This window comes from Pedobacter sp. SYP-B3415 (assembly GCF_004138205.1).
In the GTDB taxonomy this organism is placed as follows: Bacteria; Bacteroidota; Bacteroidia; order Sphingobacteriales; family Sphingobacteriaceae; genus Pedobacter.
Map to the genome: position 1 here is coordinate 25620 of NZ_RXNQ01000005.1, position 13161 is coordinate 38780.

15 protein-coding genes are annotated in these 13161 nt (G+C 46.2%); all 15 read right to left on the reverse strand.

All coding sequences use genetic code 11. The features are described from left to right. Window positions 1-14 precede the first annotated feature (14 nt). A complete protein-coding gene (gene nuoH / locus EJV45_RS03285) occupies window positions 15-1052 on the reverse strand; it encodes an NADH-quinone oxidoreductase subunit NuoH (RefSeq protein WP_129714224.1) in 1038 nt (345 codons plus the stop codon). Continuing rightward, entirely contained in the window at window positions 1052-2059 is a 1008-nt protein-coding gene (locus EJV45_RS03290) for a 2Fe-2S iron-sulfur cluster-binding protein (protein ID WP_129714225.1), read from the reverse strand. The genes nuoH and EJV45_RS03290 overlap by 1 nt, the downstream gene beginning before the upstream one ends. A 44-nt stretch (window positions 2060-2103) precedes the next feature. Beyond that, the gene (nuoF, locus tag EJV45_RS03295; protein WP_129714226.1) at window positions 2104-3474 is read right to left on the reverse strand and encodes an NADH-quinone oxidoreductase subunit NuoF; all 1371 of its coding nucleotides are present in this window, start codon (window positions 3472-3474) and stop codon (window positions 2104-2106) included. 52 nt (window positions 3475-3526) lie between these two features. After that, complete coding sequence (gene nuoE / locus EJV45_RS03300; RefSeq protein ID WP_129714227.1) at window positions 3527-4042, reverse strand: NAD(P)H-dependent oxidoreductase subunit E; 516 nt, start codon at window positions 4040-4042, stop codon at window positions 3527-3529. Further along, on the reverse strand, window positions 4035-5255 hold the full coding sequence (locus tag EJV45_RS03305) for an NADH-quinone oxidoreductase subunit D (RefSeq protein ID WP_205942317.1): 1221 nt from the start codon (window positions 5253-5255) through the stop codon (window positions 4035-4037). The genes nuoE and EJV45_RS03305 overlap by 8 nt, the downstream gene beginning before the upstream one ends. Before the next feature lie 51 nt (window positions 5256-5306). Continuing rightward, a complete protein-coding gene (locus tag EJV45_RS03310; protein ID WP_129714228.1) occupies window positions 5307-5807 on the reverse strand; it encodes an NADH-quinone oxidoreductase subunit C in 501 nt (166 codons plus the stop codon). Next, window positions 5807-6349, reverse strand: a complete 543-nt coding sequence (locus EJV45_RS03315; RefSeq protein WP_129714229.1) for an NADH-quinone oxidoreductase subunit B — start codon at window positions 6347-6349, stop codon at window positions 5807-5809. Before EJV45_RS03315 ends, EJV45_RS03310 begins: the two co-directional genes overlap by 1 nt. 158 nt (window positions 6350-6507) lie before the next feature. Further along, window positions 6508-6879: an NADH-quinone oxidoreductase subunit A gene (locus tag EJV45_RS03320; RefSeq protein ID WP_129714230.1), complete on the reverse strand. Its 372-nt coding sequence runs from the start codon at window positions 6877-6879 to the stop codon at window positions 6508-6510. Between the two features lie 108 nt (window positions 6880-6987). Beyond that, entirely contained in the window at window positions 6988-8688 is a 1701-nt protein-coding gene (locus EJV45_RS03325) for a lipopolysaccharide assembly protein LapB (RefSeq protein ID WP_240755180.1), read from the reverse strand. A 73-nt stretch (window positions 8689-8761) separates the two neighbouring features. After that, window positions 8762-9676: a PstS family phosphate ABC transporter substrate-binding protein gene (locus EJV45_RS03330; RefSeq protein ID WP_240755181.1), complete on the reverse strand. Its 915-nt coding sequence runs from the start codon at window positions 9674-9676 to the stop codon at window positions 8762-8764. Continuing rightward, window positions 9666-9890, reverse strand: a complete 225-nt coding sequence (locus EJV45_RS03335; protein ID WP_129714232.1) for a hypothetical protein — start codon at window positions 9888-9890, stop codon at window positions 9666-9668. The genes EJV45_RS03330 and EJV45_RS03335 overlap by 11 nt, the downstream gene beginning before the upstream one ends. 5 nt (window positions 9891-9895) lie before the next feature. After that, window positions 9896-10720, reverse strand: coding sequence for an energy transducer TonB (locus tag EJV45_RS03340; protein WP_129714233.1), 825 nt, complete (start codon window positions 10718-10720; stop codon window positions 9896-9898). Between the two features lie 19 nt (window positions 10721-10739). Continuing rightward, window positions 10740-11294 carry a biopolymer transporter ExbD gene (locus tag EJV45_RS03345; RefSeq protein WP_129714234.1) on the reverse strand — a complete coding sequence of 185 codons (555 nt, stop codon included), beginning with the start codon at window positions 11292-11294 and terminating at the stop codon, window positions 10740-10742. A gap of 4 nt (window positions 11295-11298) precedes the next feature. Next, window positions 11299-11916 (reverse strand): biopolymer transporter ExbD, encoded by a 618-nt coding sequence (locus EJV45_RS03350; protein WP_129714235.1) that lies wholly within the window; start codon window positions 11914-11916, stop codon window positions 11299-11301. 86 nt (window positions 11917-12002) lie between these two features. Continuing rightward, window positions 12003-12830, reverse strand: a complete 828-nt coding sequence (locus EJV45_RS03355) for a MotA/TolQ/ExbB proton channel family protein (protein ID WP_129714236.1) — start codon at window positions 12828-12830, stop codon at window positions 12003-12005. Between the last annotated feature and the right edge of the window lie 331 nt (window positions 12831-13161).

A 13161-nucleotide genomic window follows, 5' to 3' on the forward strand; every position in this document is an offset into this window, starting at 1 on the left:
GGCCTTCCGGCCGATTAAAATTTCTCTACAATCGCGATCACAACGCCCGTTACAATGATGTTTGCAATGGCAAGCGGGATCAGTCCCTTCCAACCCAGGTTCATCAGCTGGTCATAGCGGAAACGGGGAATGGTCCACCGTACCCACATAAAGAAGAAGATAAACGCAAAGATCTTCAGGAAAAATACTGCGGTGCCGATCAGCGGGGCCCAGGTAGTGCCAAGGGTAGCTGCTACGTAATCCATGCCGGGGTAATTGTAACCGCCCCAGTATAGTGTTGCCATCACGGCTGATGAAATAAACATGTTGATATACTCGGCGAAAAGGTAGAAGCCAAGTTTCATGGATGAATATTCGGTATGATACCCCCCGATCAGCTCGGTTTCACACTCAGGAAGGTCAAACGGCGCCCGGTTTGTTTCTGCAAATGCACAAACCATAAAAATCAGGAAGCCTACCGGCTGATAAAGTACATTCCAGTGCCAGCCATGTTGCTGCGCTACAATCTCTTTAAGACTGAGCGTATTGGTAAGCAGAAGCAGGGCGATGATTGACAAACCCATGGCAATTTCATAACTGATATTTTGCGATGCCGCACGGATAGCGCTCAGCAATGAATATTTATTGTTTGAGGCCCAGCCGCCGATCATGACTCCATATACACCAAGAGATACAACACCAAAAATATAAAGCACACCAACATTGATATCCGTTACCTGCAAGGAAATTACCCTGTCGCCAATCGCTATCGGACTGCCCCATGGAATTACCGCACTTGCAATACAGGCTGTAAGCATGGCCAGACCGGGGCCGACCATAAACAGCCACCTGTTTGATGTAGCCGGAACAATTTCTTCCTTCATGAACATTTTAACACCATCGGCCAGTGGCTGAAGGATACCGAAGGGACCGGCACGATCTGGTCCAAGCCTGTCTTGCAGGAATGCCGCAACCTTACGTTCTGCGTAAGTTGAATACATGGCAATGAGCAGGCTGACGCCGAAAATAACGGCTACCAGGATAAATTTCTCTATGACAAAAGCTGCGTCCATTAGTATTTTATGGTTTTCTCAAGTTCCTTTTTATTCGCCTCGCGCAATTGCTCGTTGGTTTTGATAACCGGAAGCGGGCGGAGCGTTTCGTAGTGGTTTGCGGCGATAACCGAAGTGTCGCTGATTTTTGTCGGCTCGATGATTGTCCAGTCTGAGGTGTTTTTTGTCTCGAACCGGCAGGTATTACAGATAAACTCTTCAACTTCGCCAAACTGGTCTTTCCGGGCCGTTACGCGAAGTACATCTGGTCCTTTGTACCATAAGGTTACTTTACCGGAGCAGGTCGGACAGTCGCGATGGGCATCGACCGGCTTTGTAAACCATACACGGTTCTTGAAACGGAAAGTTCTGTCAGTCAATGCACCTACCGGACAAACATCGATTACGTTTCCTGAGAAATCATTGTCTATGGCCTGTTCAATGTATGTAGAGATCTCTGAATGGTCTCCGCGGTTAAGTACGCCATGCACACGGCCGTCAGTAAGCTGGTCGGCGGTATACACGCAGCGGTAACAAAGAATACAGCGGTTCATGTGCAGCTGGATCTTATCACCAATATCAATGCGCTCAAAGGTGCGGCGCTCGAACTCATAACGGGTTTTCTGCAGGCCATGTTCATAACCAAGGTCCTGAAGATCACACTCACCGGCCTGGTCGCAAACCGGACAATCAAGCGGGTGGTTGATCAGAAGGATCTCAACAACACCGGCGCGTGCCTCGAGTACCTCGGGCGATGTAATGTTCTGTACCTCCATGCCGTCCATCACCGTAGTGCGGCAGGAAGCAACGAGCTTCGGCATAGGACGCGGGTCTTTCTCTGAGCCCTTGCTTACCTTCACGATGCAGGTACGGCATTTTCCACCGCTGCCTTTCAGCTTGGAATAATAACACATGGCCGGCGGAACGATATCGCCCCCGATCTGCCTTGCAGCATTCAGGATCGTTGTTCCGTTCTCCACTTCGACGGTAATCCCGTCTATCGTAACCTTCACTTTATTATCACTCATATCAAATGATAGTTATCTTCGTGCCCTTTAGGGCGGATGTTCAATTATTCCCCGGTCTTTACCTCTGCAACCTTTTCAATCGGTTTAGCATAATCTGCCAGACCATAATTTACTGACTGACTCTTAACCGGCTCTTTTACATGCCATTCGAACTCGTCGCGGAAATGCCTGATCGCACTGCCAACCGGCCAGGCAGCAGCATCGCCCAACGGGCAAATGGTATTACCTTCAATTTTTTTGGCTACATCGACAAGCAGATCAATGTCGCTCATCTTGCCATGGCCATATTCAAGTCTGTGCAACACTTTTTCAAGCCAGCCCGTACCTTCACGGCATGGCGAGCATTGGCCACAGCTTTCATGATGATAAAATCTTGAGAAGTTCCAGGTGTTGCGTACAATACACTGGTCTTCGTCAAAAGCAATGAAACCGCCTGAACCAAGCATGGTGCCGGTAGCAAAGCCGCCTTCGGCCAATGATTCGTAACTCATCAGGCGCGGCTCGCCATTAGCCAGTTTCAGCGACAGATTTGCGGGCAGGATCGGCACCGACGAGCCACCTGCAACAGTAGCTTTCAGGCGTTTGCCATTGGCAATACCGCCGCAATATTCATCTGAATAAATAAATTCTTCAACCGGAAGACCCAGTTCGATTTCATATACACCCGGGCGTACCAGGTTTCCTGATGCGGAGATCAGTTTGGTTCCCGTACTGCGGCCAATGCCGATTTTCGCATACTCCTCGCCGCCGTCATTGATGATCGGCACGGTCGCTGCAATTGATTCTACGTTATTGACAACCGTCGGACAGCCATAAAGGCCCGCAATTGCAGGAAAGGGCGGTTTAATTCTTGGATTACCGCGTTTTCCCTCCAATGACTCGAGCAGTGCTGTTTCCTCACCGCAAATATATGCGCCACCGCCCGGCTGCACATAAAGTTCCAGGTTGTAGCCGGTGCCGAGAATGTTGTTTCCAAGAAAACCTGCTGCTTTAGCTTCTGCTATTGCTCTTTCAAGAATGCGGATTTGCGGCATCATTTCGCCGCGAACATAAATGTAAGATGCATTGGCCCCCAGCGCATAACTCGAAACAATCATTCCCTCGATCAGCGCATGGGGAATGTGCGTCATGAGGTAACGGTCCTTAAAAGTTCCGGGCTCAGATTCGTCTGCATTGCAAACCAGGTAGCGTGCAACACCTTCCGGTTTGGCCAGGAAACTCCATTTCATTCCGGTCGGGAAACCAGCGCCGCCCCTTCCGCGAAGTCCAGACTTTTTCACCTCTTCGACCACCTCGTCTGGTGTAAGGGTTTTCAGCGCCTTTTCTACCGCACGGTACCCGCCTTTCTGCCTGTATACATCCAGCCCGGCAATGCCAGGTACGTTGATGTGTTCGAGTAATAATTTACGGCTCATATGCTGTCAGATTTGGAAATGCCACAGGCTACGCCTGCTGCAGGTCCTTTCTTCAACTCTTGTTCTTTAAATCTTCAATCAGCTGATCCACACTTTCTGTGGTCAGGTTTTCATAAAATGTGTACTCCGGGCCGATCTGTAAAACAGGTCCGTAACCACAGGCTGCCAGACATTCAACACCCCGGAAACTAAACAGGCCATCAGGGGTAACTTCCCCTTCTTTCACGCCAAGTTTGTTTTCCAGGTGGTTAAGAATCTTTTCTGCGCCCACCAGACAGCATGGTCCGGTACGGCAAACCTCGAGCATAAACTTGCCCTGCGGTTTTAAAAAATACATGGTGTAAAACGAAGCTACCTCATAAACCTCAATCGGTTGGATGAACAGGTATTCGGCAACCTTATCCATAGCCTGCGTGCTTAACCAGCCATACTCGGCCTGTACAAGATGCAGAACGGGCAGCAGTGCTGATTTCTGTTTGCCTTGCGGATAGCGGGACACGATCTCGTCAAACCTGCTGATCAGGTCTGCAGAGAAAGTTACAGGGCTGTGTTCTTCTACTTTAAGCATCTAATTCTCCTGCAATTATGTTCATGCTACTCATATTGATGATGGCATCTGAGAGCAACATTCCTTTGCTCATCGGTGCAAACATCTGGTAGTTGATAAAACTCGGTCTGCGGAAATGCAGTCGGTAAGGCGTGCGTCCGCCATCATTGATCAGGTAAAAACCCAGTTCGCCGTTTCCGCCTTCTACCGCATGGTAAACTTCTGCACGCGGAGCATCAATTTCACCCATCACAATTTTAAAGTGATAGATAAGCGCCTCCATATTGTTGTAGACTTCTTCTTTGGCAGGAAGATAGAACTCAGGTACGTCAGCATGAAAAATCCCCTTAGGTTCCTTCTCAATTTTGTCCAGGGCCTGGGTAATAAGGCGTACACTTTGCCACATTTCTTCATTCCGTACCAGGAAACGGTCGTAAATATCGCCGCTCGTCCCTACAGGTACCTCGAAGTCAAATTCCTCATACGAAGAGTAAGGCTCGCTGACACGAACATCGTAATCAACACCCGTTGCACGCAGTAAGGGCCCGGTCCAGCTGTAATCAAGCGCCTGCTCGGCAGATACCCGAGCCACACCTGCTGTACGGTCTATAAAAATGCGGTTGCGGTTCAGTAGTTTTTCAAACTCACGCAGCGCATCAGGAAACTCTTTAAGGAACTTCCGAATCTTGGCAAATGCAATGGCATTAAAATCACGTTCGAAACCACCGATCCTGCCGATATTTGTTGTCAGGCGCGCACCGCATACCTCTTCAAATATCTCGTAAATATGTTCACGGAACTGAAACAGGTAGAGAAAGGTGGTGGTTGCGCCGGTATCCTGACCTATGATCGTGTTACAGATAATGTGGTCGGCTATACGCGAAAGCTCCATCACGATTACACGAAGATAATCTACGCGTTTCGGAAGTTTTATATTCAGCAGCTTCTCAACGGTCATGTGCCAGCCCATATTGTTTATAGGCGATGAGCAGTAGTTTAACCGGTCAGTAAGCGGTGTGATCTGGTAAAATGGTCTGTGCTCCGCGATCTTTTCAAATGCGCGGTGAATGTATCCGATCGTTGATACTCCACTGACAATACGCTCGCCGTCGAGCTGAAGCACATTCTGAAAGACACCATGCGTGGCGGGGTGCGTCGGACCAAGATTAAGGGTCACCAGCTCTTCCTGCGGATCATTGTCTGTCAGTAACGGATGGTTCTGATTTATATTCATCCTCAATTCACCTGAGTTTGTTTGTCTGCCAATTACAAGTACAGGCCAGGCTTAGCGGCCAAAGTACTCGTCCTTTTTATCTACCCGGTTTGGATCTTCCAGCGGGTATTGTTTGAGCATAGGAAATACGCCCAGCTCATCCATATTTAATATTCTCCGGAGATCCGGATGTCCTTCGAAGCGAATTCCAAAAAAGTCGTAGGTTTCACGCTCCATCCAGTTTGCACCATTCCAAAGCACCGTTGCAGAAGGAATCACCGCTTTATCTTCTGATAAAAAAACCTTCAGCCGGATACGCAACCGCTTCACCATATTGTGGAGGTGGTAGACAACTGCGAGGCCATGTTGCTTTTCAGGGTAGTGAACAGCCGTTATGTCTGTCAGAAATGAAAAACCAAGATCATTTTTTAAATAACCAAGCACATCAATAACCGAATCTTTTCCGGTTTCAAATGTCAGCAGGCCGTATGGTTCTGTGACAGAGGTAATGCGCTCACCAAACCTGGTGCTTAATTGCTGAAGCAGTTCGTGGTTAACAGTTGTTTCTTCCATTATTGAATACCGTATTGCGCCAGCAGATCTTTATACTGTGGAGAATTTCTTCTTCTTAACGATTCATTCTTTACAAGTTCCTGGATTTTCTGGAAACCATCCAGAATACCTTCAGGTCTTGGCGGGCATCCTGGCACATATACGTCAACCGGGATAATCTCATCTATACCCTGCAAAACAGAATAGGTATCGAAGATACCGCCGCTGCTCGCGCAGGCGCCTACAGCCATGACCCAACGCGGCTCTGCCATCTGCAGATAAACCTGTTTCAGAACCGGCCCCATCTTTTTCGCAATGGTACCCATAACCATCAGCAGGTCTGCCTGGCGGGGCGAGAAACTAAGGCGCTCGGCGCCAAAACGGCCGAAGTCATAGTGCGACCCCATGGTTGCCATAAATTCGATGCCGCAGCAGGATGTTGCAAAAGGCAAAGGCCATAAGGAGTGCGACCTCGCAAGCCCGATCACTTTATCTAAAGAGGTGGCAAAGAAGCCAGAACCCTCTACCCCGGGAGGCGCATCAACTATCTTAATATCACTCATGTCAATAAAAGAAAAATGCCCATTCCTTACACAGAATGAGCAACAAATCTACGATATTTTCAAGGCATCTGGCCCAATCGGCCATGATTTAGAAACAGTCTAAATAACTGAAATTACTGTGCGAAGACTCGTTTAAAGCAGTTTCAGCGGATACGCGCTTAGTCCCAGTCGAGCACTTTTTTCTTCAGGACATAGATAAATCCGAGGAGTAATGTTCCCATAAAAATGAACATCTCAATCATGCCGTTCATACCCAGTGTACGGAAGTTCACAGCCCATGGATACATGAATATGACCTCGACATCAAAAAGGACGAACAGAATGGCAACCACAAAATATTTAATAGAAAAAGGTGACCGGGCATTTCCTACCGACTTGATACCAGCCTCAAAGGTTTCGAGTTTATCAGACGTTTTCCTTTTGGGGCCGAGAAAGTGCGTCGCTACCAGTGTGGTCACAACGAAACCAAGCGCAACAATGACCTGGAACAAAATAGGTAAGAAATCTAAGGGTGCGCTTTGTGCCTGCATGTCTTTTGATTTTGAAGCAAAAATAACAGAAAATAGCCGGAATGCAACACCAGCCGGTAAACAAAAAAGCCAGGAACAAGGTCCTGGCTCTTAACATCCAATGCTGGATTATTTTTTCTTCGGCTTTGCCGCACCTGCCGGTGGACCCTGAAGTTCCTGCAGTTTAGCTGTAGCGTAGTTACTGTTTGGATTCATTTCCAATGCCTTTTTCAAATAATCTATCGCTTTTGCTTTGTCTGACAATGCATACCAGTCAGCAAGATTCTCGTAAGCCTCAGCAAGATAAGCTTTGTTCTTAGCTGCTTTGTCTGCTTTCTCTACAGTTACCAGATTGACGAATTTTTCGAAAATAGGAGCTGACAAACCTTTTGGTGCAGCTTTATCATCAAGCATGTTCGCTATGCGCGCACGGTAGATATATGCCAGTTCGAAGTCAGGTGCTACCCGGTTCACACGTGCAAGTGCCGAATCTCCTTCAACCAGCAGTTCTCGGTTTAAAGGTTGTTTAGCAGCCTGAGCTGTATAAGACTGGAGATAACGCATTGCTCCAACCCAAAAATAATTTGTTACAGCATTTTTACCTCTTGGGTTGTATTTAACAGTTGTTGCATACATCTGAGCTGCCTTGTCATATTTTTTCTGTACACGGAAGGTATCAGCAAGCTCTTCCAATGACTCAGCAACAGTCGTGTCCTTTGCAACACCTCTCATGATGTCTGCAATACCAGTTGTGTCGCCTGATTTCAGTTTCGATTTACCAAGGTAAACATAATCCTGTCCGACAATACGTGAGGTATCTTTTGCCTGCGCAAAGAAATCAGTCATTGATTTCAGCGCCTCCGGATATTGTTTGTTCTCATAAGCAGAATAACCTTTAAGACGGTTCAACACCAGCAACTTAGGGTTATCTGCTTTGATCATGCCAGCCAGCGCTGTTGCTTCCTGACCCAGTGTAGCATAGTCACGGGCATATGTAAGGAACTGTGCATAACGCAGACGTGAGTCAAAAGATTTATCTGTCAGGTCAAGATATTTTCTATAGTTATCAAGTGCCTGTTTGGTTTTTTCGGCATCAGCACCGAAATTACCCCATTGCAGGTAAAGCTCGGCAAGTTCGCGGTATGCAGGGCCGTAGTTGGCATCAGCTGCAACAACCTCTTTTAATTTGGCTTCTGCTTCCTGCCATGCACGCGCTTCCTTGTACATCTTACCGATCTGTACTTTTGCGCGGAACTGTTTTTCGTCCATACCTTCAGCACGCATGTACGGGCCCAGAGCTTCGTTGTTATTACGTTGTTTTGCGTAAAAATCACCCAGGGAAACGAACGTACGCGGGTCTTTGTCTTTCGAGTCAAGCTCGTCTGCTTTCTGCAGAACCGGCAAAGCGGCTTTGTAATCTGGCTTATCCTGTGCTACGTAAGCACGGCCAATTTCCAGGTAGGTATTGTAATCTTTTTTTCCAAGGTCAATAGCCTTGTCAAAATTTGTTTTAGCTGAAGCGGCATTGTTTGCACGCAGGTCTGACTGGCCAAGACCTACATAGTTAAGCGCAAACTTTGCGTCGGCTGCTACCCCTTGCTGAAACACAGCACGGGCAGAATCCGGATAGTCCTGTGCCAGGTAAACCTGTCCCAGGTAAAAGTAATTCTCTCCATCCCCGCTTTTAGCCTTCACAAGCGATTTCAGCATTGATGCAGCCTTTTGATACTGCTCAGCATCAATGGCTTTTTTAGCATCCTCTATGTTTTGAGCATAAATTGCTGAACCTGCGAATACTAAACCTACACTTAAGGTTACTTTCTTAATCATTTTCATGGTTCAAAAATTGTTTTTTTAGTGGTTTCACGGCAAGTTTGACCTTGCTCTTCTTCAAATATAAAATTTAGTTGGTACTTTTTGTCAAATTAATCGTCCTGGGGTTTAATTTATGCGGTCCCAAACCCGATTTCAACACGATGATCTGTCCGCGCTGACTCAATAGCCAGTTTGCAAAACCTGTGCCTAAACCTTCGCGGCCTTCACAGTTGATAATGTAAATATTTCTGAGAAAAGGATACATGCCGCTCATGAGACTCTCCTGCGTAGGCTTATAATAAGCCTTGTCCTTCTCAGACCTCACTGCAAGCGTCTTGATACGGGCCAGCGATTCAGCCGCTGTATTCTGATCAGACAACCAGTTTACACCGACTACACCAATTGCACCCGCATGCTCAGTGACATACTTTATCACGTCCTTGTTTGATTGCAGTGTGTAGACACCTTTTTCAGGCAGTTCTTTCACTCCTGCCATTTCTTTGAAATAACGTAAAGTTGACGAATACGGATTGTCGAATACGAGTTGTTTGGCCGGTTGATTCCCCCTCAGAATCTCCTTTACATCATTAACGCTGATGGTCGAGTCTTTATTGTCCTGATGTGTAATCAATGCAATCCCGTCAATGGCAAAACGGGAGGTGCTGACCCTGATGCTGCGTCGGGTGTAGTATTTCGCTTCATCCGGTGTAAGCATCCTGGAAAGGACAATAACGCGGACACTATCATTCAGAAACGTCGGCAGAATTTGATTTTCATAGCCGGGTACCGTTGTGATGGTCGCGTCAGGATAATCACTTTTAAACACCTCGATCTGGTCGTTCACTATAGGAAGAAAGGTTTCATCTACGAGGATTTTTACCGAACCGGATGTACGCGTTTCAGCAACTTCCTTCGCTTCCGTACCTTTTTTTTCGGGGGCGTTGTTACAACCTGTGGCCAGGCCAAGTAACACCAAAAAGGAAAAAGACAATCTATTCATCATTTGTACTCATTAAGCGTGTAAAACGGATAAATGCATATACGATCAGCAAAACACCAAGTGATATGCGCCAGTGAGGCTGCAGGCGCCACGGGAAGTCGGTCCACATGATTACATACACGCCCATCACCAGGTAAAAGGCGAACATGGCAAGGCCTAAAATGAGCAGAAATCGCTTTTGGGGCGATTTCTGCTTGAATGGATTGTTTTTGAACATATTTTTTAGTTCCCCAGTGTGAAGGAAATGGCAATGTTATAACTTACACGTACCGGTTTACCATTCTGGATTCCAGGAATCCATTTTCTACTTGCTTTTAATACCCGGATAGCTTCCTGATCGGTACCATAACCAAGGCCTTTGACAACCTTGATATCGGTCAGTGATCCGTCTTTTTCCACTACGAAAGACATATTCACTTTACCCTGGATATTCTGCTCAGACGCCTGCGGCGGATATTTGATCGCATCGCCCAGGTACTTATAGAAGGCAGGCAGGCCTCCCGGATATTCCGGGTTTTTCTCGATGGACGAGAAGGCATATACCGTGTTATCTTCTACAACCGCAGCCTGTTTCGGACCTTCGCCAACAGGAACATTGATGTTCACATCAGCGGTAGGGTCACCGGCAATGGTTTTCTGACCAGGATCGGCTTTCTTTAAATCCTCGACAGTTGGCGGCTCTTCGTCACGCACCTGCTCGTCGGGTTTAACAACGGGCGGCGGGAACTTCACCTGGTCTGTTCTTGGAGGCGGAGGCTCTACCGGTGGCGGCGGAGGTGTCTCCGGGTTTACGGGTGGTGGCGGCGCCACAACCACTTCTGTTTGCTTTAGCACTTCATCGTCTTCTGGCAACGAACCTTTGATCAGTGAATAGATCTTCGGAGCGAAAAACAGCAGGACAAATGCGGCTGAAGCGAAGAGCAGGGACTTGGTTGTGTTGGCAGCATTCGTTTTACGCAGCTCGTAAGCTCCATAACTCTTATTCTTTGTAGCAAACACAACATCCAGCCACTCTCTCTTGAAAATATCTAACTTCGAACCAAACATAGCTTTATGTTATTTTTTGTTATAAAATACCTGCTTTTTTCATGAAGTCCTTTTCACCTTCAAGAAGGTTTTTAGGATCGTCATCGATCGCCGGTGCAGTTTTAATTTTGGCAATGGCCAACTCGTCCATGATGTCTACAAAGTTTTTGTAGTTTGCACCTTCAGTTGGTTTGATCACTACGGTCAGCTGTCTCTTCGGGTCGTTGCCGTACATATCAGTAACCTTCTTTTTGTTGTCGAGAAGCGCCTGGCGGATGTCTCCGAAGCCCACAATGTTAGGCTCAGATTTTCCCGCTTCGCCCATGTACCAGGCAATCTTGTCGTTTTTACCGAGAAGAATCGTCATGGCTGTTGAGGCACGAAGCTCAAGCTTGGTATCATTCTTCTCGTCTTTGTCAGGCTTGGCCACGTCCATGGCCTGTGGCTTAGACAGGGTAGTGGTGAGCATGAAGAAGGTAATCAGAAGGAAGGCCAGATCCACCATTGCAGTTAAATCTACACGGGTTGACTGTTTCTTACTTCTTACCTTGCCGCCTTTACCACCGCCGCCGCCGCCGGTATTTAATTCTGCCATCTTCTTATTCTTTAGGGCTTCCTTCAGCCGAGGTAATTAAACTAAACTTATTCATTTTCTGCTTCTGAAGAATGTCTACGATCTTTCTGACCGCAGGATACTCTTCTTTAGCATCTCCTTTAATACTGATACGCATATCAGTATTATCGATTTCCTTAACAGCAACCCTTGACTGATAGATCCAGTTATATAGCTGGTTGTCAACAGAATCAGTCGGAATTCCTGATTGGATACCAGACTTTTTGCGTTGCTCGCCATCCATATTGATAAACTGTTTCAGGTTACCCATTGGTACACCAAATGAAGAAATCACTGAAAAACGCTCTTCCTCTTGCGGTGTAAATTTGATGCCGTATTTCTCGCCCATTAATTGAAGCGTACGTTTACGGATCTTTGTACCTGCAACTTCAAAGAAAACTTTTCCCTGACCAATCGTTAACAAAGCGATGTCTGCATCGGGAACTTTGGTAATGATAGTCGATGAAGGTGTAGATACTTCCAAGGGTTCTGGCTGCCTTGACGTTGCCGTCAGGATGAAGAAAGTAAGCAGGAGGAAAGCCACGTCGCACATTGCGGTCATGTCTATCGCCGTACTCTTTCTTGGTATTTTAACTCTTGGCATAATATAAACTTGTTAGTGTTTTGAATGAATGATGTTCTTTTAACCGGTTTTCCATAAACCCGGCAAAACTTTTTTTACACTAATGATTATTTATGCGTAGAAGCATAAGTCTGCACGATGCTGAAACCAGCTTCGTCAATGGCATAAGTCAGTTTGTCGATCTTCGAAGTAAAGATGTTGTACATGATAATGGCCAGGGTCGAAGTAGAGATACCGGTTGCAGTATTTACAAGGGCCTCAGAGATACCTGTTGCAAGTGCAGCCTGGTCAGGAGCACCTGAGTTAGCAAGACCGGCAAATGCACGGATCATACCTGTTACCGTACCCAACAGACCCATCAGTGTACCGATTGATACCAGGGTTGCAATTACAGTAAGGTTTTGCTCAAGCATAGGCATTTCAAGTGAAGTTGCTTCTTCGATGTCTTTCTGGATCGCTACAACTGATTGCTCAACATCCAGGTTGGTATCGGCTTCAACTTCACGGTATTTTTTAAGACCTGATTTGATTACGTTCGCAACAGAACCTTGTTGTTTATCGCACTCAGCCATTGCAGCTTCGATGTTGTTGGTGCTCAGGTTGCTTTGAACTTTTCTTACGAATGAGTCCAGGTTACCTTTTCCTGAAGCTTTACCAATAACGATAAACCGCTCAACAGAGAAAACGATTACCATAAGTAACAGACCGATCAGGATCGGAACGATGAATCCACCTTTATAAGCCATTCCGAAGTAGTCACCAGTTTTTGGCAAATTTTCCGGGTTGTTGTCAATGAAGTGTTCAGGAGCGCCAAGTACGAATTTAAAGAGGAGAACCCCAATGATAATACAGATAGGAATAACCAAAGTAGCAAATAAATTAGAGGCCGAAGAGCTCTCTTTTTTAACTGTTGTAGGTTTTGGTGCGTTTGCCATTTTTTTAATTTTTAGTTTTTAGTTTTTGTTTTTTTATTTTTTTAAATAGTGGATTGGTAATACACAACGTCAGCCCAGCTTGTTTTGTTGCGGAAACAAATTTAAAATTTTGGTTTAAATTACAAATTAAATTACAAAGAGACCCTCTGACCGCTCTCTCCACACAAATTCATTCATCCGTCATCTTAAACATATCCCTGACTTAGCGAGGTGTACTAACAAAAAATTGCCTCTTGGGGAGACAATTCTTTCACAATAAAAACTAAAAAATAAATGATTTGCAAATTTTTGCATAAAAAAAACCTGTTTAAACCGCATTTAGCGCTTATAT